Origin of the sequence: Enterobacter cloacae complex sp. AR_0002 (assembly GCF_001922365.1) — a bacterium.
GTDB lineage: Bacteria > Pseudomonadota > Gammaproteobacteria > Enterobacterales > Enterobacteriaceae > Enterobacter > Enterobacter hormaechei_C.
Genome location: NZ_CP018814.1, coordinates 4,450,942 through 4,472,082, shown reverse-complemented (window position 1 = coordinate 4,472,082; position 21,141 = coordinate 4,450,942). Strand labels below are relative to the sequence as shown.

Annotated in this window: 17 protein-coding genes and 3 pseudogenes; 10 read left to right on the top strand and 10 right to left on the bottom strand. The window is 51.5% G+C overall.

What is annotated here, in order from left to right:
- Positions 1–43: 43 nt before the first annotated feature.
- On the bottom strand, positions 44–532 hold the full coding sequence (locus AM329_RS22225) for a P-loop NTPase fold protein (protein ID WP_023280967.1): 489 nt from the start codon (positions 530–532) through the stop codon (positions 44–46).
- Positions 533–1,390: 858 nt separating this feature from the next.
- Here AM329_RS22225 and AM329_RS22220 point away from each other — a divergent pair.
- The gene (locus tag AM329_RS22220) at positions 1,391–1,687 is read left to right on the top strand and encodes a helix-turn-helix transcriptional regulator (protein ID WP_017384073.1); all 297 of its coding nucleotides are present in this window, start codon (positions 1,391–1,393) and stop codon (positions 1,685–1,687) included.
- Between the two features lie 423 nt (positions 1,688–2,110).
- Complete coding sequence (locus tag AM329_RS22215; protein ID WP_023280966.1) at positions 2,111–2,767, top strand: TetR/AcrR family transcriptional regulator; 657 nt, start codon at positions 2,111–2,113, stop codon at positions 2,765–2,767.
- Positions 2,768–2,829: 62 nt separating this feature from the next.
- Here the strand turns inward: AM329_RS22215 and AM329_RS22210 are convergent, their stop codons facing one another.
- The gene (locus tag AM329_RS22210; RefSeq protein WP_023280857.1) at positions 2,830–3,813 is read right to left on the bottom strand and encodes an MDR family oxidoreductase; all 984 of its coding nucleotides are present in this window, start codon (positions 3,811–3,813) and stop codon (positions 2,830–2,832) included.
- A 400-nt stretch (positions 3,814–4,213) separates the two neighbouring features.
- On the opposite strand from AM329_RS22210, the gene AM329_RS22195 reads away from it, so the two are divergent.
- The 5 genes from AM329_RS22195 to fghA all read left to right on the top strand — a co-directional run bounded on the left by AM329_RS22195 (position 4,214) and on the right by fghA (position 7,787).
- Positions 4,214–4,911 (top strand): IS1 family transposase gene (locus tag AM329_RS22195; RefSeq protein WP_223195083.1). Its coding sequence is split into 2 segments (ribosomal slippage): positions 4,214–4,463 and positions 4,463–4,911, totalling 699 coding nucleotides; the frame shifts between segments, so codons are not numbered across the junction.
- A 113-nt stretch (positions 4,912–5,024) separates the two neighbouring features.
- Complete coding sequence (gene frmR, locus AM329_RS22185; protein WP_017384071.1) at positions 5,025–5,300, top strand: formaldehyde-responsive transcriptional repressor FrmR; 276 nt, start codon at positions 5,025–5,027, stop codon at positions 5,298–5,300.
- A gap of 34 nt (positions 5,301–5,334) precedes the next feature.
- Positions 5,335–6,444, top strand: coding sequence for an S-(hydroxymethyl)glutathione dehydrogenase (frmA, locus tag AM329_RS22180; RefSeq protein ID WP_017384070.1), 1,110 nt, complete (start codon positions 5,335–5,337; stop codon positions 6,442–6,444).
- 43 nt (positions 6,445–6,487) lie between these two features.
- Positions 6,488–6,886 (top strand): VOC family protein, encoded by a 399-nt coding sequence (locus AM329_RS22175; protein WP_012561111.1) that lies wholly within the window; start codon positions 6,488–6,490, stop codon positions 6,884–6,886.
- A gap of 64 nt (positions 6,887–6,950) precedes the next feature.
- Complete coding sequence (gene fghA / locus AM329_RS22170; RefSeq protein WP_012561110.1) at positions 6,951–7,787, top strand: S-formylglutathione hydrolase; 837 nt, start codon at positions 6,951–6,953, stop codon at positions 7,785–7,787.
- 199 nt (positions 7,788–7,986) lie between these two features.
- On the opposite strand, the pseudogene AM329_RS22165 reads toward fghA, so the two are convergent.
- Positions 7,987–9,120, bottom strand: a pseudogene (locus AM329_RS22165) (IS3 family transposase).
- Positions 9,121–9,736: 616 nt separating this feature from the next.
- Between AM329_RS22165 and AM329_RS22145 the strand changes: the two are divergent.
- Positions 9,737–12,388, top strand: coding sequence for an excinuclease ABC subunit UvrA (locus tag AM329_RS22145; RefSeq protein ID WP_012561117.1), 2,652 nt, complete (start codon positions 9,737–9,739; stop codon positions 12,386–12,388).
- Positions 12,389–12,459: 71 nt separating this feature from the next.
- On the opposite strand, the pseudogene AM329_RS22140 reads toward AM329_RS22145, so the two are convergent.
- Positions 12,460–12,759 (bottom strand): annotated as a pseudogene (locus AM329_RS22140) (transposase); the annotation flags it as partial.
- 569 nt (positions 12,760–13,328) lie between these two features.
- Positions 13,329–14,462, bottom strand: a complete 1,134-nt coding sequence (locus AM329_RS22135; RefSeq protein WP_022651297.1) for a glutathione-independent formaldehyde dehydrogenase — start codon at positions 14,460–14,462, stop codon at positions 13,329–13,331.
- Positions 14,463–14,893: 431 nt separating this feature from the next.
- Here AM329_RS22135 and AM329_RS22130 point away from each other — a divergent pair, with 431 nt between their 5' ends.
- On the top strand, positions 14,894–15,220 hold the full coding sequence (locus tag AM329_RS22130) for a four-helix bundle copper-binding protein (RefSeq protein WP_022649401.1): 327 nt from the start codon (positions 14,894–14,896) through the stop codon (positions 15,218–15,220).
- Between the two features lie 447 nt (positions 15,221–15,667).
- Positions 15,668–16,264 (top strand): annotated as a pseudogene (locus tag AM329_RS22120) (LysR substrate-binding domain-containing protein); the annotation flags it as partial.
- A 41-nt stretch (positions 16,265–16,305) separates the two neighbouring features.
- Here the strand turns inward: AM329_RS22120 and AM329_RS22115 are convergent.
- The 5 genes from AM329_RS22115 to AM329_RS22095 all read right to left on the bottom strand — a co-directional run bounded on the left by AM329_RS22115 (position 16,306) and on the right by AM329_RS22095 (position 21,020).
- On the bottom strand, positions 16,306–16,965 hold the full coding sequence (locus AM329_RS22115) for an SDR family oxidoreductase (RefSeq protein WP_007897903.1): 660 nt from the start codon (positions 16,963–16,965) through the stop codon (positions 16,306–16,308).
- A 294-nt stretch (positions 16,966–17,259) separates the two neighbouring features.
- A complete protein-coding gene (locus tag AM329_RS22110; RefSeq protein WP_023279881.1) occupies positions 17,260–18,096 on the bottom strand; it encodes a helix-turn-helix transcriptional regulator in 837 nt (278 codons plus the stop codon).
- 75 nt (positions 18,097–18,171) lie between these two features.
- Positions 18,172–19,023: a DMT family transporter gene (locus AM329_RS22105; RefSeq protein ID WP_023279882.1), complete on the bottom strand. Its 852-nt coding sequence runs from the start codon at positions 19,021–19,023 to the stop codon at positions 18,172–18,174.
- Positions 19,024–19,129: 106 nt separating this feature from the next.
- Positions 19,130–20,005: an MBL fold metallo-hydrolase gene (locus AM329_RS22100; protein WP_017384065.1), complete on the bottom strand. Its 876-nt coding sequence runs from the start codon at positions 20,003–20,005 to the stop codon at positions 19,130–19,132.
- A gap of 82 nt (positions 20,006–20,087) precedes the next feature.
- The gene (locus AM329_RS22095; RefSeq protein ID WP_158002126.1) at positions 20,088–21,020 is read right to left on the bottom strand and encodes a LysR family transcriptional regulator; all 933 of its coding nucleotides are present in this window, start codon (positions 21,018–21,020) and stop codon (positions 20,088–20,090) included.
- Positions 21,021–21,141 lie beyond the last annotated feature (121 nt).

The window sequence follows — 21,141 nt, the reverse complement described above, 5'->3', positions numbered from 1 at the left end:
AGTCACCTCTGGTTAAGAGTTTACTCACTTAGTCGTGTGTCCACTATTCGTGGGTAAGATCATTGTTAGTAAAATATTGATTAAGGTCTGTTAGCACATAACGAAGCATCTGCACGGAAAGCAATGACAGTAAAATAAAAACGACGGTCAACCAGCTTAGCCTGCTGCTGACCCTCTTGTCGTATTCAACGATGTTACCCAGAGCCAGATTTTTATACTTATCCAACACATCCCGGGAGCCCGGACATTGTAGGCTGACCCCGTGGTGGATGACATCGATAAGCGCTTTTTTAGTTGAGCCATGATGGTAACGTTCTGCATCAAAGTTAATGAACGTAAAATCATCTTTAAGCTTTTTCTGCAGGAACTTCAATATTGTTGACTTACCTGAACCCAGCTCACCTTCCAGACCAATAATATTGACATCAGGTGTCCTGATGATCTGAGCCACATTCTCTGCAACTTTTTCATGACTGCTGCCTCTAAACATATCCTGGTCAGCGGGTGATTCCGTCTGCAATCGTAGAGTCATTCAGCAATTTCCTTCGTTATAACGTAAGATTCTTTCACTATTAGACACAGTACAGAGCCCACAGCAACCAAATGACTGCAGCCGGGGCAGTTTAGTTTTAAGCATGCATAAGCCGATTTCGATGGAATCCCTTTCACACAATAATATTGAATTGAAGCAATGAAAACATTAATGTGTTTGTTGTGACTAGCTGCAGGGGCCTGGAAGAAATTCCAAAGCCTGACAAACCGGAACAGGGCTTGCTCTGCTCCGGTTTTATCCAGTTCATCTTGAAGCCCTTGTTTTTGTTACATATCCCTGCTCACTCTTTCAGCCATTGTTAAGCTTCTTGTGTGTAATCTGCGAATAATACGGATGCAAAATTGATGCAATGGATTATACATACCTACAGCGCACGTTACGCTGAGCTGAATCGAATTTCAGAGAACGTTCTTCGCTATTACCCTGCCCAGCCAGTTGAACACATTTTATCATCCGGCCCCGAGAGTGACATGTTCTCTGCCTGGTACAGCCTTCATCAGAGTCAAACTAGACGTTATTTACAGGCAAAAGAAGACAGCTACAGAGTTTAAGTCTGACATTATTCGTGGCTGTGTCTGCCTTCGGAGTTTTCAGCTTATCCCGATAACAGCGGTTTTGAAAAATTGACGTTTTTTACACCGGTACATTGCCCGAACGCAATCTCCCCCGTAGCGAAATACCGCCCCGCAGAAAATCGTCCATGCTCGGCATGCCCCTGGAACATCAGCATCTTTTCAATAAAGGTTTTACAGCCTATAGTCTGTATAACACAAAATACACCTTACCTGCTGTATTACAGGGCGGTACTCCCTACTCAGTCTGCGAGGCAGGTCACTTATGAATAATCAGTTCCCGATAAAAACGCTGAACCAGCTCAGACCTGTGCTAATCGGGTTTCGCAAAATCAAGGGCTTCACGCAAAAAGATGTGTCTGAGAGGCTTGGCGTAACGCAGCAAACCTATGCCCGCCTGGAAGCAAACCCTGCTAGCGCCAGTATTGATCGTCTGTACAAGGTATTCAGTATTCTGGGCGTAGAAATAACGCTGTCATCTATTTCCCCTTCACCCTTCATTTCCCACACAGAGATGAGGGGGGCATTTGACAGCACTCCCGCCAGACGGGAGAAATGGTGACTATTAGAAGTTTGCTAGTTTTGTCGAATGACGCCAACTACATGTCCGCATCCATCGAGTAGTGGCTTCAAGCCACGATTGTCACTGCCTCCGCTGCCTTTTTCCAGTAACTCTCTCCTTTTAATTCTAATATTTAGGGGTGTCAACGCAAAGCAGAAACGGCACCTTCTTTGCGAGACAGAAATGACCTGTGATTGCCTGGCCGATTTATGGCAGCTAAGTGCGAGAAGCGGATATAGCGAATTCGCCATTGTACGGGATTAGCAGGTTTACTGAAGCAACCTGCGATGGCGTTATGGCAATAGTCAGTCCCCTGTCCAGTCGGCATAGGTGGCCACCTCGTCACCGCCGGGGATAAACTGATTGAAGCCTCCGCGCAAAATCACTTATTCTTTTCCGTTAATAAAATGCAGGAGCAAAGTCATGACTGGCGAAATTCGTGGGCGAGGCAGGCCACGAAAAACAGAGAGTACCTATACAGATACCCGTAATGACCTGATCCGAAGCGGGCTTGAACTGCTCACGCAGAATGGTTTTCTTTCAACGGGAGTCGATGCCATTGTCAAAAATGCCAGTGTTCCTAAAGGCTCATTTTATTACTATTTCAAGAGCAAAGAAGAGTATGCCCAGACTGTTCTGAGCGCCTATGACAGTTTCTTTGTGCATAAACTCCAAAAACATCTGTATGAATCATCCTTCACACCAATGATGCGTCTGGAAAATTTCATCGACGATGCCTGCGACGGCATTAAAAAGTACAATTTCACCCGGGGCTGTCTGGTTGGCAATATGATGCAGGAGAGTCCGGGTCTTCCACTGTCCTTTATCAAACAGCTCCACGAAATACTTGAGCGCTGGCAGGCGCTTGTGGCGTGCTGTCTGTCCGACGCGTTATCTTCGGGCGAAATCCGTTCCGATATGAATAATACGCAACTGGCGGCCATTTTCTGGAGCAGTTGGGAGGGTGCCGTAATGCGTGCCAAACTTTATTGCTCAACCCAGCCTGTGTACGACTTCTGGAGCTATTTCAAAAAGTCAGTACGCTATCAGCCCTCTAAGGACACGGCTGTTGAAAAGTAAAAAAGGGGCCGCAGCCCCTGATAATAATTATCAAACCCAGGCTGAGCCTGGCTTCCACTTCATTAGCTACACTGAATTACTGCCCGGCCACGAATTCCGCCACTCAGAAGTTTTTCGGCCACATTGATGGCATCACTCAGCGGATAAACGGTGGTCAGGCTATCCAGTCTGGACTCCGGTAAATACTGTACCGCCTGCTGCCAGATCGCCGCTCTTTTTTCCTTCGCGAACATGACACTGTCAATCCCTTTCAGCGTGACGCCACGCAGGATAAACGGAGCCACATTCCCCATTAGTTCCATCCCCTGTGCCATGCCGCAGGCTGCAACAATACTGCCATAACGCACCCCGGCGCATACATTGCAGAGCGTATGGCTACCGACTGTATCAATGGCGGCAGCCCAGCGTTCTTTCTGTAACGGTTTTCCGGGACAGGAGAGCTCGGAACGGTTAATAATCTCGTCCACACCGACCGTTTTATAGAGCCAGGCAGCCTCTTCCGGGCGTCCAGTAGACGCCGTAACGCGGTACCCCATTGATGCAAGGATCATGGCCGCAATGCTCCCGACGCCGCCGCTGGCACCGGTAACAAGTACCGGACCATCTTCAGGCTTAATACCATGATTCAGAAGTGCGTCTACGCACAGCATCGCGGTAAACCCAGCTGTTCCGATTGCCATTACGTGTTTGCCGTTAGCGCCAGCCGGGAGCGGCGTCAGCCAGTCTCCATTTACCCGTGCTTTTTCGGATAGTCCGCCCCAGTGTTTTTCCCCAACACCCCAGCCGGTCAGGAGAACCTTATCTCCGGCCTGATATTCGGGATGTGAACTGGCGGACACTGTACCGGTAAAATCAATGCCGGGCACCATGGGAAAGCGTCGGACGATTGGGCCCCGGCCCGTAATGGCCAGTGCGTCTTTGTAGTTGATGGATGAATAGTCAACATTGACCTCCACATCCCCCTGCGGTAGTTCACTTTCAGCGATTTCAGCAAGTTGCGCACTATAGCGTCCATCTGTTTTGTTGATTAATAAAGATTTAAACACGTTCACCTCGTTTGTCCGGGCGTTTACCGTTCAGTCATTAAGTCGTCAATAAATAATATTGACCGATCGTCTAATAATCAACACTACTATCCCAGTGCTTTGCCAGCATTCAAGAAACATTATTCATTTCATGCACTTAAAGCTGTCTTTTTTGACCGACATCAAACTGTATTCTGGTTTATCTGGTGCAGAGGGAAAATCAGCATCCCTGAAGATACATAGCTAATGCTTCAGAACACGGCTGATGATGCGATAAAACAACCAGGCTTTAATGAGTTAGTCTGAGCGGACCTTCGGCTCAGTAAATAGGTCCGCTCCGTGCCAAGAGCAGACGCTGGTAATTCGGGTAATGGTGCCAACTTACTGATTTAGTGTATGATGGTGTTTTTGAGGTGCTCCAGTGGCTTCTGTTTCTATCAGCTGTCCCTCCTGTTCAGCTACTGAAGGCGTGGTGCGTAACGGTAAAAGTACTGCCGGACATCAGCGCTATCTCTGCTCTCACTGCCGTAAAACATGGCAGCTACAGTTCACTTACACCGTCTCTCAGCCCGGTACACACCAGAAAATTATTGATATGGCCATGAATGGCGTCGGATGTCGCGCCAGTGCACGCATTATGGGCGTTGGCCTCAACACGATTTTACGACACTTAAAAAACTCAGGCCGCAGTCGGTAAACTCACGCATACAACCGGGCAGTGACGTCATTGTTTGCGCGGAAATGGACGAACAGTGGGGTTACGTCGGCGCTAAATCACGCCAGCGCTGGTTGTTTTACGCGTATGACAGGATACGGAGGACGGTTGTGGCGCACGTATTCGGTGAACGCACGTTGGTCACGCTGGAGCGTCTTCTGGGCCTGCTGTCGGCCTTTGAGGTCGTGGTATGGATGACGGATGGCTGGCCGCTTTATGAATCACGCCTGAAGGGAGAACTGCACGTTATCAGCAAGCGATATACGCAGCGCATTGAGCGGCATAACCTGAATCTGAGGCAGCATCTGGCAAGGCTGGGCAGGAAGTCACTGTCGTTCTCAAAATCGGTGGAGCTGCATGACAAAGTCATCGGGCATTATCTGAACATAAAACACTATCAGTAAGTTGGAGTCATTACCGGTGCTCTGATATATTTATTATACTATAGTGGGGTATGTGTTGATCTTAATGTAATACTCCCCTATAGTATAAGAAATACAGAGCAGTGAGGTAAGCAATGCCCAGTACTCCTGAAGAGAAAAAAAAGGTCCTAACCCGGGTTCGCCGTATCCGGGGTCAGATTGATGCTCTGGAAAGAGCACTTGAAAGTGGCGCTGAATGCCGTTCCGTTCTCCAGCAAATCGCCGCCGTCCGGGGCGCCGCTAACGGACTGATGGCAGAGGTGCTGGAGAGCCACATACGGGAAACCTTTGACCAGAATGACAGCTACAGTCATGAAGTCAGTAAATCAGTTGACGATACGATTGAGCTGGTTCGTGCCTATCTTAAATAGGTGAGGCCATTATTACATTGAGGATATATTACGTATGAAATCACGTGCCGCTGTTGCATTTGCACCAGGGAAGCCCCTGGAGATTGTTGAAATTGATGTTGCTCCGCCTAAAAAAGGCGAGGTGCTGATTAAAAACACCCACACAGGTGTCTGCCATACCGATGCCTTTACCCTCTCAGGGAATGACCCTGAGGGCGTTTTCCCGGTGGTTCTCGGCCACGAGGGAGCCGGTATCGTCGTTGAAGTTGGTGAAGGCGTCACCAGTGTGAAGCCGGGTGACCATGTTATTCCGCTCTACACCGCTGAATGCGGGGAGTGTGAATTCTGCCAGTCCGGTAAAACGAACCTCTGTGTATCGGTTCGCGAGACTCAGGGCAAAGGACTGATGCCTGACGGGACCACTCGCTTTTCATACAACGGTCAGCCTCTTTACCACTACATGGGATGTTCCACATTCAGTGAATACACCGTTGTGGCCGAGGTTTCTCTGGCAAAAATTAACCCGGAGGCGAACCATGAACACGTCTGCCTGTTGGGTTGTGGCGTGACTACCGGTATTGGCGCCGTCCATAACACGGCTAAAGTGCAGCCGGGCGATTCAGTTGCCATTTTTGGTCTGGGGGCAATTGGTCTGGCTGCGGTACAGGGGGCCCGTCAGGCAAAAGCGGGACGTATTATCGCTATCGATACTAATCCGACAAAATTTGACCTGGCCCGTCAGTTCGGGGCCACTGACTGCATTAACCCGAATGATTATGACAAACCGATTAAAGATGTTCTGCTGGATATCAACAAGTGGGGTATTGACCATACCTTTGAATGTATCGGTAACGTTAACGTCATGCGTGCAGCGCTGGAAAGTGCTCACCGTGGGTGGGGGCAGTCCGTTGTCATTGGTGTCGCAGGGGCCGGACAGGAGATTTCCACCCGTCCTTTCCAGCTGGTCACCGGGCGCGTATGGAAAGGTTCCGCGTTTGGCGGAGTAAAAGGCCGCACTCAGCTCCCCGGTATGGTCGAGGATGCCATGAAGGGGGATATTGACCTTGAGCCATTTGTAACCCATACGATGACACTGGATGAAATCAATGACGCCTTCGAGCTTATGCATGAAGGCAAATCTATCCGGACAGTGATTCATTACTGATCCCATCAGAATTTTAATCAACTCAAACTGAAGGAAGTGGAAAATGACAACTCCGGTAATTTCTGGTGACGGCATCTTTTCTCATGTGTTCATTGGCGCAGCCGATGTCGAGAAATCCTCCGCATTTTACGATGTCGTCCTGGGCACGCTTGGTATCAATAACCTCGGCCCGTTTGGCAACGGCTGGGTACTCTATGGCCGCGAAAAGCCGGCATTTATCATTGCCCGTCCGGGCAACGGTGAAGCACCTTCCGCTAACGGGGTGACTGTCGGCTTCGCTGCTGCCACCCCGGAAGAGGTTGATGCTTTCCATGCTGCCGGCCTTGCCGCCGGTGGAGCTGATGAAGGTCAACCTGGCCCGCGTGGTCACCTTCCCGGGGCCTATGCTGCCTACCTGCGGGATCCGGCGGGTAACAAAATCACGGCGTATACGTTTATCTGACGTCCGGATTTAAAGATACTTCCCCTGGCTTCGGTCAGGGGAAATAACCATGAGATAACGGCTGATGGAACTCATTGAGCAGCATGCCAGCTCTGGCGGCTGGCAAAACGTGTACCGGCATTATTCACAATCCCTTAATTGTGAAATGAATTTCGGTGTGTATCTTCCTCCCAAAGCAGTAACAGAAAAACTGCCGGTACTATACTGGTTGTCGGGCCTGACCTGTACTGAGCAGAATTTCATCACCAAATCAGGTATGCAGCATTATGCAGCCCGGCATAACGTCATCGTTGTTGTCCCGGATACCAGTCCCCGGGGTAATAATGTCCCGGATGCCGACAGTTACGATCTTGGCCAGGGGGCCGGTTTTTATCTGAACGCGACGGAACAGCCGTGGAATGTTCATTACAGGATGTATGACTATATTCTCAGAGAGCTTCCGGATGTCGTCATGAATCATTTTCCTGCAACGGCAAGAAAATCTATATCCGGTCATTCTATGGGAGGGCTGGGTGCTCTGGTGCTGGCTCTGCGAAATCCTGGTGAATATGTGAGCGTATCAGCATTTTCCCCGATAGTATCGCCTTCTCAGGTGCCATGGGGGCAACAGGCATTTAGCGCTTACCTGGGTGAAAACAGAAAAACGTGGGAAGCCTACGATCCAGTCAGCCTCATTTTACAGGGTGAAAAATTACCAGAAATCTTCATTGATCAGGGGCTGAGTGACGCCTTTTATGAAGAGCAACTGCGCACCAAAATCCTTGAGAGAGTATGCAATGAGATGAACCTCAATGCGTCGTTCCGATATCATACTGGATACGACCACAGCTATTATTTCATTTCCAGCTTTATTGGTGAGCACATTGCTTACCATGCCAACAGGCTCAGGCTGTCAGCATGAGTTGATTTCCAGCCTCAGAAAATGTGCTTAATTTTCAGGCCTGAACAGGGCCTGAACCCTGCAGACCTGAGATGTACTGTAACTGAATCGCCACGGATAATCTAGACACTTCCGAGCCGTTGATGGACTGACCCCGCCCCGGTAGACGATCCTGCCCTATAGTTTGGACTGACCCCACGCCTGTAGACAAATCCTGTCCTCACGACGAGGCCTGTTCGAAGGCCTCCGGACTGACGTCGCCGAGGTGGCTGTGGCGCCGGGACCGGTTATAGAAGACTTCAATGTAATCGAAGATCCGCCCGGGCCAGATCCCTGGTTTTATATATGCGTTTTCTGATCCGTTCTTTTTTCAGCGAACTGAAGAACGATTCGGCCACCGCATTATCCCAGCAGTTGCCACGCCGGCTCATGCTCGGCGCCAGGTTATTGGCCCGGTAGAAGCGCTGCCAGTCGTCACTGCCGTACTGGCTGCCCTGATCGCTATGTACGATAACCTCGCTGTCTGGTTTTCGGCGCCAGACCGCCATCATCAGCGCGTCGAGCGCCAGTTCGCGTGAGAGAGTGGGTTTCATCGACCAGCCGACCACATTACGGGCGAAGAGATCGATAACCACCGCCAGATACAGCCAGCCCTGCCAGGTGCGGATATAAGTAATATCGGTGACCCAGACCTGGGTGGCCCGGACAACGGTGAACTGCCGCTGCACGAGATTAGGAGCAACGACTGAAGGCCTGCCAGCGATACGACGTGGCGCTTTATAGCCGCGCACAGCTTTAATCCGGTCCAGTTGCATGATCCGACCCACCCGGTTTCTACCACAGGTTTCCCCGATTTCGTTCAGATCGCCATGAACCCGCCGGTAACCGTATACGCCTCCGCTCAGGGAATATGAGTCGCGGATAAGCATCAGCAGGCGCTGGTTATCTTTATCACGCGCCGAGACAGGGTTATGCAGCCACGCATAGAACCCGGCCCGGGCGACATTCAGTACCCGACACATCGTCATCACACCCCATACAGTTCGGTGCTCATTGATAAAGCGGTACTTCAGTCGGGCTCCTTTGCAAAGTACCGCGCGGCCTTTTTCAGGATATCCCGTTCTTCTTCGGTGCGTTTTAGCTGCGCCCGGAGTTTCAGGATCTCGCTTTTAGCTTCCAGTAAATCCCGGGCATGCTGCTCGCTGTTATCAGGTTTGATAGCCCGTAGCCACTTGTAGAGGCGGTGTGCAGAGACGCCCAGACGCTCAGATACTTAGGCGACGGAATAACCGCGTTCCGTTATCTGACGGACGGCTTCTTCCTTAAATTCAGGTGTAAATCGTGGTGTGCCCATACGCTCCTCCTATACTCAAACTATAGGGCAGGATCGTCTACCGGGGCGGGGTCAGTCCAGGGAGCCGTTAACGACCTGATGGCGGTTGTTCTGGAAAGCTATCTTCGGGAGGAATTCCCCGATACGGGCAAACGAAATGAGTCGCAGAAGAGGTCAATCGACGACACCATTTCGATAGTCCGCTCCTATCTCCGTTAACTCTGCCAGGCAGATGTCTGATGGGGTCTAAAACTGTAATGAAAGGAAATGACATATGAAATCACGTGCATTATTCATCTGTATTTTTTAATTGGTACCCGAAACCGCCTGAGTGTCGCCATCAGCTGGGTCTGGAACCACAGCGTCGCGTACCGGGGAGCCCGCATTATCACGGGAGCCAAATCTCCGGTCCCGGGTACGCCGCCAGCCAGTTCTCATACAGAAGGCGGATCCGCAGGGTACCGCTGAAACTTCAGCGGTGTCCCACATGGTACCACCGGGCCCAGCTTCAGCAATCTGTTTCCAGTCACACAAACGCTTTTTTCGACGGGCTTTCTGATCGAGCGGTCCGGCACACCAGATACCGTCACAAGAGGTGGCCTTATTAAGAGCGGACACACCTAGCACAGGAAATTCTATGGCAAAGAAACTTTTCGGTTATCATCCCATCCTGACTGACGACAACAATTCAGTTGTGATTCGCGGTGCTCGCGAGAACAACCTTAAAGAGGTGGATGTTTCCATTCCGCGCAACGCATTGGTTGTTTTTTCGGGTGTGTCAGGCTCGGGTAAGTCTTCACTGGCCTTTGGCACCATTTATGCTGAGGCGCAACGGCGCTACTTTGAATCGGTTGCCCCCTACGCTCGTCGCCTCATTGATCAGGTCGGGGTTCCGGATGTGGATGCCATTGACGGACTGCCGCCAGCCGTTGCGCTTCAGCAACAACGCGGTGCCAGTAACGCGCGCTCCTCTGTCGGCAGCGTGACCACCTTATCCAGTCTGGTGCGAATGATGTACTCACGGGCGGGCGCTTATCCTGCCGGACAACCGATGCTGTATGCCGAGGATTTTTCTCCCAACACGCCGCAGGGGGCATGCCCTTCTTGCCATGGTCTGGGCCATATCTATGAGGTAACTGAAACACTGATGGTGCCCGATCCCTCACTTAGTATCCGTGAAAAGGCTATTGCTTCCTGGCCCCCGGCCTGGCACGGACAGAATCTGCGGGATATTCTGGTGACGCTGGGGTATGACATCGACACTCCCTGGAAAAATCTGCCAGCGGAAGACCGTCAGTGGATCCTTTTTACCGAAGACACCCCCACTGTACCGGTTTTCCCGGGACTGAGTCCGGAAGATACGCGCGAAGCCGTCAGGAAAAAAATGACGCCGGGTTATATGGGGACCTTCACCGGGGCACGTCGTTATGTGCTACATACCTTCGCCAGCACGCAAAGCGCGTTGATGAGAAAACGAGTCTCCCGTTTTATGGAAGGCAAGCTGTGTCCGGTCTGTCACGGGAAAAGACTGAAGTCAGAATCATTGTCCGTCACCTTTGCCGGTGTGGACATTGGTGAATTTATGCAGATGCCCTTAGACCAGCTGGCGGAATTGCTCCTTCCAATCTCCCGGGGGGATTTCAGTGCCCACCACGCCGGCGCAGATGCCGACAGGGATATCACCCGTCGGGATCTGACAGAGCGTGCTGCATCCGGAAAAGCGGTCCATTCCGATAACGCCGATGTCTGCCGGACATCGGCGTTATCGGAAGAGAAACGACTGGCGGCACAACGGCTGACCGGTGGTGTCATGGCCCGGTTGTATCAGTTGCAGAAGCTGGGGCTGGGTTATCTTACGCTGGACAGAGCAACCCCAACTCTATCTGCAGGAGAGCTTCAGCGACTGCGTCTTGCCACGCAACTCAGTTCGATGCTGTTTGGTGTGGTCTATGTTCTTGATGAACCGTCTGCGGGTCTGCACCCCTCAGACAGTAAAGCGCTTTACGATGCGCTTGAGAACCTTCGTGATGCCGGCAACTCGGTGTTTGTCGTTGAACATGATCTTAACCTGATGCGACGGGCGCAATGGCTTGTTGATGTGGGACCGTCGGCTGGTGAACAGGGAGGACATGTTCTCTACAGTGGTATTCCTGAAGATCTGAAAGCCGTCACCCAATCTCGTACCGCGCGTTATTTATTTGATGAAGTCCGGCCACCACAATCTTTTGCCCGTATCCCATCCGGGTGGCTGAAACTGCAGGGGATCCATCGCCACAATCTTAAGTGGATCGATGTTGATATTCCTCTGGGTGTGCTGACAGCCGTGACGGGAGTCTCTGGCTCCGGTAAATCCAGTCTGATTGCCCAGGCCTTACCGGAACTGGTGCTTTCTTCACTTGGCGGTGAGCCAGAAGACGTGCTTTCCGAAGCCAGCGACGCTGAGGGGCCATCCGTAACGGAGAAAACGTACGGTACCCTGACCGGTGATACCGGACTGGTAAAGCGTCTGGTTCAGGTTGACCAGAAACCGATAGGCAGGACCCCCCGTTCAAACCTGGCGACATATACCGGGTTGTTTGATCCTGTTCGTAAGCTCTTTGCCGGAACGACTGACGCCAAACTCCATCATTACGATGCGGGTCAATTCTCTTTCAATGTGGCAAAAGGCCGCTGTGCAACCTGTGAAGGTGAAGGATTCGTCAGCGTGGAGCTGTTGTTTATGCCGAGCGTGTATGCACCGTGCCCGACCTGCCATGGCGCGCGGTATAACCGGGATACTCTCAGGATCTGCTGGCAGGACAAAAATATCGCGGAGGTCCTGCATATGACGGTGGATGAAGCCAGTCAGTTCTTTGCGACTGAAGAACCAGTGGCTCGTCCCCTCCGTCTGCTGAGTGAAATTGGTCTGGGCTACCTGCGTCTGGGACAACCAGCAACCGAGTTATCCGGAGGGGAGGCGCAAAGGATCAAGCTGGCAACCGAACTACAACGTAGCCAACGTGGCCACACGTTGTATATCCTAGATGAACCGACAACCGGCCTGCATGCTTCAGACGCCGACCGCCTCCTTGTGCAGCTGCAGCGGCTTGTTGATGCAGAAAATACGGTGATAATGATTGAACACGATATGCGGGCGGTTACTCAGGCAGACCAGGTTATCGACATCGGTCCTGGAGCGGGACATGAGGGAGGACGCCTGGTTGCCGCAGGAACTCCCGAACAGGTATCGCAGGTCAAAGAAAGCCGTACCGCACAGTATATTGCCAGGGAACTCTCACGGAACGGTTAAAAAGGGCTGTGTCGTCATTGCGTCAATGGCGGCACATTCCCGGCGTGTTCTGTATCAGTAATCTCCCGCAGGTATAATTTCAGCGCATCCCACTGGTTCAGCGCGTACGCGAACGCCTTCGACAGCTCCGAGTGCCGTGACAGCGTTTTCTGCTTTTCACGCAGCCAGCCCTCCAGCGCGGTCAGCAGCGGTACCGCTTTTTCCTGCCGAATGGCCAGCCGTTCCGCCGCGCTTTTGCCCCGGATGCCCGCCTCGATGCCATACAGCTCGCCGATACGGCACAGCGCTTCGGTCGTGGTGTCAGAGGGCGTCCGCACGTGCACGTCCGCCTGCAACACCCCGCTGAACCCCGCAAGATGCGACTGCGGATGTGTAACGCTGGCGTGATAGAAATTTTAAGTCAGTCATCAGGTGTCCACCTAATTAGGGGTCAGTTTGGATATCGAAAATTATTGTACGTCAAGGTTATTTTTTGACCTCTCTACTTTAGCGGGCCTCAGCCGACGAAACTTATCGGAAGCCGGTACCGGCCAGTCTGACTGAAGATGGAAGCAAAATTAATGCTGTGGGCTACCATACCTTCTTTAACAGGTGATTTGTGAACTGCAACTTCTCGGAACGGGAGTTTGCGCAAGGACCGGAAGTCCGCTTTTCGCTCATAGCGGACCGTTCCTGCGCACATGTCTGCTATGTGGTAGAGGCAGACAATACTTACAGCACAGGGCGTTAATAAATACGGAACAGATCAACCGCAGATGCCTCCTCCTGAATGTATTAATTTTGCTATCTCGTCGGCAAAATCAGGGAACAAGTCTGGATATGGAAGCGCCTGGCAGCTGAAAGTATGAATAATAACGCCCTGACAGGATATTTTATTGCACCCTGTCAAAAGTCATACATTCTTTCCCGGTTTTTGCTTTCTCATACCGGATAACTCTATTTAAGGCTTAAGGATAACCTTCGTCCATCCTTCATCCCGCTCATCGAAGTGCTTATATCCGGCAGGAGCCTCTTCAAGCGAAAGACGATGAGAAATTATTTTGCCCGGACTGGCTTTATCGTGATGGATGAGGCGAGACAGCTGACGGTTATAGGCCTTAACGTTCGCCTGGCCGGTACGGATTGCCTGTCCTTTAAACCAGAAACTCCCAAAATCAAATGGCATCTTACCCTCTCTGGCAAGCTCCGATTCAGCCCCCGGATCCTGAGGAATAAAGACGCCAACCACACCAATTCCCCCGGTTGCTTTCGTCGACGCAACAAGACTGTTCATGGTAACAGAGTTATCTTCATGGCCATGTTTGTTACAGCACTGATAGCCAACACATTCGCAGCCACAATCCGTACCGCGTCCATCCGTCAGGTCGAGAATTTTTTGTACAGCTTCATCGCCAGTAGCATTGATGCCCGTCGCCCCCATTTTTTCAGCCAGAGCCAACCGGTCTGTGTGCGTATCAACCACAAACACCTGTGAAGCACCTTTAATGATCGCCGAATGAGCTGCCATCAAACCGACCGGCCCCGCGCCATAAATGGCCACGCTTTCACCAGGCTTCAATCCGGCAAGTTCTGTTGCATGCCAGCCGGTAGGAAAAATGTCAGAGAGCATCACATAATCATCTTCTTTTTCTGCCGCATCAGGGGGAAGAACAAGGCAGTTAAAGTCGGCAAATGGCACCCGAAGAAGTTCCGCCTGACCTCCCTCCCAGGGACCCATTTCAGCAAAACCATAAGCTGCGCCTGCCGTACCCGGATTGGTAGTGAGACAAAAGCCGGTCAGACCTTTTTCACAGTTTTCGCAAAAACCACATCCCACGTTAAACGGCAGACAAACATAGTCGCCCACCTTAATACGTTCAACGCCTGAGCCAATTTCGACCACTTCACCCAGGTTTTCGTGACCCAGAATCCGTCCCTGTTCAAAGCTGGTCCGGCCCTCATACATGTGCAAGTCCGACCCACAAATGTTGGTGGTGGTGATGCGGACGAGTACATCCGTGGGGCGGACAATTTTCGCATCCGGTACGTCTTTTACTTTTACATCATAAGGACCGTTGTAAATTACTGCTTTCATGATCTTCTCCTTCTTGCGTGCGGAAAGGAAATGCTGCCCCGCGGATTGGGGTATCAATCGAGTTTAGCTGCCATAACAGATCTCGCGATCGGCGAAAGGACGATTAGGATGTTTCTTAACTAAGTGCATTGAAGTCTGTAAGACAGGTACTTACCGATGAAGGCTGCCTGGAAAACGTAAAAACATCACACGTTAATCCGGTTTTTTTAAGCAGGCAAGGGATTACGGACAGCTTTGAGCGAGAAGCGGATAAAGTAAATCTATCTCATTTCTGCATTGTGCCAGAAGTAGACATAGGTGAATTAGGTAACCCTAGAGATGCACTTTGAATCAATGATATGAAATGCTGAAAAGGTAATTAACTAATTCAAAATTTGAATAATCAGTTATCTCTTCCATGCTTAATACGTAACCTTAGCTAAGGAGAAATTATGTTAGACGAATACAAAAAATGCATCGAAGCCTGTTATCTATGTGCAACGGCATGTGATAACTGTGCGGCTTCGTGTCTCGACGAAGAGAATCTGGAGATGATGCGCGAGTGCATAAAACTGGATATGCAGTGTGCAAATATCTGCCGTCTTGCAGCTCAATTCATGACACTAAATAGCGGGTCTGCCCAGGATCTTTGCCGTCTTTGCGCTGATGTTTGTCAGAAGTGCGGTGACGAGTGTGGAAAGCATGAACATGACCATTGTCAGGATTGCTCAAGCGCTTGTCATCACTGCGCCGAACAATGCAGAAAGATGGCCGCCTGAGAAAAACTCAAATTACCAAACCCGCTTCGGCGGGGTTTTATATTCCCGGTAATAAGTCGTAGAAGGATGAGATAGATGAGTTTAAGAGTACGGGCGGGAAATAGATCTACTCGAAAGTACTAGCCTCAATGACAAATTCTGGCACAGATTATTTGATTGGCTCAATGTCCGTTTTCGCTGACAGCGGACTGCACCCCGCCGGGGTGACCGCTTCGTGCCAGAATTGGACGTTTCCAAAATCTGCATGCACTAATCGGTGGAGAGCAGATCTCACTGCATAGCCATGCAGACGCGCAGAAATCATCAGGGGCGTTTGAAAGGTGCCGGAAACAGGCGGGAGGCCGCAGAAACGTGCTGAGGGCGCCTGCGGCGGTGCGCCCAAGGGTTGTTATGTTTAATATGGCAGAACTTTCCTGTCGCTATCATTTTGACGCCCGCTATTCGCTCATAGATATGCCTGTCGCGTTTGCGGCTTTACTTGTTATACCCAACCTGCCTGATTTTTATCGCCAGCATCCCGGAATTGAAATTATCCTGAGCAGCTCAGACCGCCGACGGAATATGCTGCATGATGGCCTGGACTGCATACTGAGGGTGGGGGAGCTGGACGATGGCGACTATATCGCAAAGGAGGTGGGAACCGTTAAAATGACGACCTGCGCCAGTCCTGCGTATCTTGATCAACACGGCACCCCGGAAACAATGGACGAGTTGCAGCAGCATCAGGCCGTCAACTGGATTAACAGCAGCAACAGACAAGTTATGCCCTGGACATTCGGGACGTCAGAGGGCTCCACCGAAATTGAACTTCCAGGCAGGCTTGTCGTGGATAACTCAGAAGCCTACATTGCAGCAGGCCTGGCGGGGCTGGGAATACTACAGGGCATGAATATTTTTTTGCAGCCTTATCTCGATCGCGGGCTGTTGGTAGAGGTTCTGCCAGATAATACGTCCCCGAATCGCAAACTGTAACTTCTGTATCCGCACCGCCATCTCTCCCGAAAAGTACGGGCGTTTACCGACTGGCTGGAAAGTTTATTGTAAACGCCTGGGGGCCTGCAGCCTGCTGGTACGTGCGCTGCCTTTTATCGGCCCGCCAGCTTCTGTATGGCTTCACGGACAGGAGCATCGCCAGACGTCAGCTCAATGATGACGCGGCTGACGGCAGGTTGCTCAATGAGTTCAGCCAGCGTAGCCGCCACGTCATCACGGGGCACGTTACCATACGGGATGGCCAGGCCGGCACGTACATAACCCGTACCAGTCTTATCCTGCAGCGCGCCGGGGCGCAGGATCACCCAGTCAAGCTCGCTTTGTGCTAGTTCCACATCGGCCATTTTTTTAACACGCATATAATTTTCGAATGATTCAGAAGTGGTTTCTCCCCGTGCGGACTCCGGGAATGCAGAAACGAGCAGAAAGCGAGACACACCGGCACTGAGGGCGGCAGCTACCGACTTTTTCAGCCCTTCGCCGTCGACCGCATTGGTCATCTCCTGTCCCCCCTTACCGCCGGCACCGGCAGTAAACACCACTGTATCACTACCTGCAAAGTGCATCGCCAGCGCAGCTGCATCCAGCTCTGTCAGGCTCCCACTGACGGGCTCAGCACCCAGCTCGCCTAGCAATGCCTGCTGCTCTGGCTTACGGTAGAGGGCACGAACAGCATGCCCCCTACCTGAAAGGATCCTGCACAGACGCTGGCCGATTTTGCCTGCACCACCGATAATGAAAACATGAACCACAGTTGTCTCCTTCTGGGGTTATGATGTGTCCGAAATTATAACCTGACATCAGGTCAGTTCCTTTGAGCCTGACCGATTGCACTGCATGCTGCTGCCAGCACCAGACAGCTGGTCAGATACTCAGTTGTTCTTATAGCTGAGAACAACAGCCGTACCGATTTAGCTCTCCCGTCACGATGAGAACTCCTGAACCGGTTACACGCAATGCCGGCCAATATCTTCCGTTATATTCGAAAGATCCACGCAAGTTACTGAAGTGCGAGGGACGCAATGTGTACCTTGAACGAACTGAAGTCAGCGGAACCCTGAAGGTTCGATTCCATAGCGTTCAGAAAACTGCTTGCTGAAGCTCGATAGTGAATTGTAACCCACCCGCCCCGCGACCGTTTTTACCGGCAGCGTCGATGTCATCAGCAGGCGGAGAGCCTCCGCGATACGTGCATCGGCGATAACTGAGCGTAAGCTGGTTGACTCACTGGCCAGGTGGCGCCGAAGCGTGGGGCCACTGAGTCCCGTCAGATCTTCAATTTCAGCAGCACTCCAGGGATGAGCCGGTTTGTCCGCTACCATCTGACGGATTTTCATGGCCAGACTTGGCTGCCGGGCTCGCAGCAAAGCATGGTATCCCATGCCATAAAGCCAGAGCACCACTTCAACCATGGCGTGCAGGGAAAGCGGACGCTTCCCTTCCCGCATTGCGGCTGTCCAGCGGTTAAGGGGTGAAAGAAGAGCTGATACGGAAATGGCTGCGATGCTGCCGGTGTCCTGTGGTGGTGGTGCGGCAAGTAACAGCCTGGCTGCTTCAAGCTGTTCCTCCGCGAGCACCACGCTCAGGGCAACAAACTCACCACTTTGTTCTGAAGGGGCATATTCTATATCGATGCTACGGGCATTCGGGACGACCATAATCTCGCCCGGGATCACCCGGTGCCATTTCTCATTTTCACGATACCGGAATTCTCCTTCCAGCGGGAAGGAAAGGGTCGCACCTTCCACCTCGAACTTCTTTACCTGATGCGTCTGTTCTGCGCGAAGGCAATCGCAGGGAAGTGGAAAACGGGAGCGTGCCAGGGTAAGAAGCTCAGCGAGGAGATCATCAACGGGAGAATCGGAAAAGCTGACTGTTTGCATATTCATCCGGAATTTGACTTTGACCGCTATTATACGTCGCCATATACAAAAGCATACAGCGACGCGTGCGGTTGTCTATTCCCGGATGACAAAAATCAGGCCGATTATAGTTATTGCCATACCCACAAGCATGGGCAATGTAATGGCCTCTCCAAACAGCAACCACGCTTCAGCTGCCGTGAGAATGGGAACCAGGTAAAAGTAAGTAGCGACTTTGGTTGCTTCACCGCTTCGTATCATAAAAATCAGCAACATAATCGCCAGAACCGATACGCCAATAACCAGCCAGCCCAGACCCAGCGCAAATGATAAGCTCCACTGCGTCGGAGCAGATTCGAACATCAGGCTAATTGCACCCATCGATATTGTCAAAGTGACGTACTGTAAAAACGTGTTCGCAAAGATATGTCCATCTCCCTGAGCACGGCGCTGATAAAGCGCTCCGATCGTTACGCCAAATAACCCCAGCATGACCGACCCAAAAGCCACAGGATCCAGTGCAAAACTATGCTGGCCTGGCGAGAGCACCAGGAAAACGCCCGCAAAGCCAATCGCAATACCCAGCCATTTCCGGGGATGCAGGGACTGACGGTGCATGAGTGAAACCAGTATTGCAGTCAGTACCGGCTGCAGGCCGGTGATGAGCGCCACAATGCCTGACGGCATGCCACGATGGATGGCATAAAAGCATCCGCCCAGAAAGAAGCTCTGCAGGAAAAGTCCGACAATCAGGTTGCGAACCATTCCTCTGCCGGACGGAAAACGGGCCCTGAACCCCAGTGTAAGCAGCAGAAGGACCAGACAGGAAAATGCGCCACGCAGGAATAAAAGATGAAACGGCGCGCTGTACTGCACGGTAAATTTGGCTGCGACAAACCCTGACTCCAGAGGAATACAAAAAGCCAGGGCGCAAGAGTAATGAGCCATTTTTTTGTGAGGCAGTGATATTCATAGTATTGCAGGTGGGTTCTTGTCGGGCGATATGAAAGGGGATCTTCCCGGTCACTATTGTGTGCACCGGGAAGGAAGGTGATCAGACTGCGGGTGACCACAGGTCGTAATTCAGTGCGAAGCTGTTACCTTCACGGATAACCTTACCGGTAGTAGGCAGGTTGAAGTGCATACCACTGACAGCCAGGTTATCGCTCGCTGCGCGGTCAAGCACTTTGCTACGGATGGCCGCCGCCGCCGCAGGATCGCTGTCGAACGCGATAGTAACGTCAGGCTGAGCAACCTGAATGTGCGGGAAGTGAACAATATCACCCCAGATGAGCAGCGACTCTTTTTCATCACCCAGCAGATAACCGGTATGTCCTGGTGTATGGCCGAACAGCGGTACAGTCTGAATACCTGGTAAAATCGCTTCCTCGCGGAATGGCACCAGTTTGTCGTCATAAGCGCTGAAGGCGTTCCTTGCTACTTCAAAGAACGGCTTGAATGCGTCAGGCGCGCCAGCGGAAATGGTTTCATCACGCCAGAAAGCGAGTTCTTTCTCATGCACAAACAACTGCTGAACATTGCGGAAAACGGGAGTCTGCAGGGGGCCTGCAAGCCCGCCGATATGGTCAGGATGCGCGTGAGTCAGGAGAAGGGTATCAATCTGAAGCGGGTCAATGCCTGCCGCGGCCAGGGCTACCTGAAGCCGACCGCCCCAGCCATTGATACCTCCGGCACCACTGTCAATCAGGATGGTTCGCTCAGGCGTCTGGATAACGTAGACGTTGATATTAATACGGGGTACTGCTGGCACACCGCGCTTCTGCAGTAAATCCTCGGCACGTGAGCCGTCAATACCAGACAGCAGCTCAAAAGATACGTCCAGATAGCCATCACTCAGCATGGTCACAGTCATGTCACCTACTTTTTTGCGATTGATAGCCGGGGCCTGCCAGTTCAGTTGTGAAGTCATATTGGTCTCCGTTACGATTAGAGGTCATCAGGTTTTACTTTAGCAATAGTAACGAAATTTCTGGTTCGAACTGCTCATCCTGCTACGTAAACCGCTCATTCTTAAAATCCGGAGCACAGCAGGTTATATTGCTTTTGCCTTTCTCATGTAAGGTGTCGGTATTATCTTTACCGGAGCCTGTAATGGACATTATTGGAATTATCATGTCGGCGGGAAAAGCCTCTGACCAGTCCTCAAGCACCCGACAATAGTGTCCCGCCTCAATCCCCGCCAGGGCAGAAGACTCCGGCAGGTAGGCCAGGCCGTAGCCATCTTTTACTGCCTGAAGCATTGGATAAATGCTTGAAAAAGTAAGCTGCCCGTCCACTTTTTTCACAATCTCCCCCTGCCTGACAAATTCCCAGCCATACAGCGGGCCTGTGGGTGACAGACGTATATTGATGCAGTCATGTTTTTCCAGCTGAGAGGGATGTAGCGGCAGACCTCTTTCTGCAAGATAGGTGGACGATCCAATGACGACAAACCGTATGTCCGGTGCGATTCGGACGGCCACCATATCCTTTAATATGTCATCACCAATTCGGACTCCGGCATCAAAATTGCCCTCAACAATGTCGACAAAACCGTTCTGCTGCGACATTTCCACCTTGATATCCGAATATTTTTTTAGTAACGGTGACAATCGTGGCCAGAGACATTCATGAATCATGTGATCTGATACCGTAAGTCTGACCAGCCCAGCCGGTGTATGGCGCAGTCTCTGAAGAGCTGTCACGCCCGCTTCAATGCGCGCAAGACCGGGTTCAAGCGTCAGTAATAATTGTTTACCGGCTTCGGTGACAGCCACCCGCCTGGTTGTACGCATAAGTAACGGCATGCCAACGCGCTCCTCGAGACGACGTATCGTGTGTGAAAGCGTGGATGCCGAGATCCCGAGGCGGACAGCAGCCCGTGAAAAACTGCACTCCTGTGCTACTGCCATGAATGCAACATAGTCATTAAAATCGTGACGCATACCGTTCCCGTTCAGGATCTCCGATAACATTATCAGAACCATTTAGGTTCATGATGCCGATTCTGTGAGCCATCAGGCAACCCCCCCGTTCCGCTCATCCGATCATAATTTTTATAAATCT

Coding starts and splice junctions, on each gene's coding strand:
- AM329_RS22225 (WP_023280967.1), bottom strand. CDS start 532: ATGACTCTACGATTGCAGACGGAATCACCCGCTGACCAGGATATGTTT.
- AM329_RS22220 (WP_017384073.1), top strand. CDS start 1,391: ATGAATAATCAGTTCCCGATAAAAACGCTGAACCAGCTCAGACCTGTG.
- AM329_RS22215 (WP_023280966.1), top strand. CDS start 2,111: ATGACTGGCGAAATTCGTGGGCGAGGCAGGCCACGAAAAACAGAGAGT.
- frmR (WP_017384071.1), top strand. CDS start 5,025: ATGCCCAGTACTCCTGAAGAGAAAAAAAAGGTCCTAACCCGGGTTCGC.
- frmA (WP_017384070.1), top strand. CDS start 5,335: ATGAAATCACGTGCCGCTGTTGCATTTGCACCAGGGAAGCCCCTGGAG.
- AM329_RS22175 (WP_012561111.1), top strand. CDS start 6,488: ATGACAACTCCGGTAATTTCTGGTGACGGCATCTTTTCTCATGTGTTC.
- fghA (WP_012561110.1), top strand. CDS start 6,951: ATGGAACTCATTGAGCAGCATGCCAGCTCTGGCGGCTGGCAAAACGTG.
- AM329_RS22145 (WP_012561117.1), top strand. CDS start 9,737: ATGGCAAAGAAACTTTTCGGTTATCATCCCATCCTGACTGACGACAAC.
- AM329_RS22135 (WP_022651297.1), bottom strand. CDS start 14,462: ATGAAAGCAGTAATTTACAACGGTCCTTATGATGTAAAAGTAAAAGAC.
- AM329_RS22130 (WP_022649401.1), top strand. CDS start 14,894: ATGTTAGACGAATACAAAAAATGCATCGAAGCCTGTTATCTATGTGCA.
- AM329_RS22110 (WP_023279881.1), bottom strand. CDS start 18,096: ATGCAAACAGTCAGCTTTTCCGATTCTCCCGTTGATGATCTCCTCGCT.
- AM329_RS22105 (WP_023279882.1), bottom strand. CDS start 19,023: ATGGCTCATTACTCTTGCGCCCTGGCTTTTTGTATTCCTCTGGAGTCA.
- AM329_RS22100 (WP_017384065.1), bottom strand. CDS start 20,005: ATGACTTCACAACTGAACTGGCAGGCCCCGGCTATCAATCGCAAAAAA.
- AM329_RS22095 (WP_158002126.1), bottom strand. CDS start 21,020: ATGCGTCACGATTTTAATGACTATGTTGCATTCATGGCAGTAGCACAG.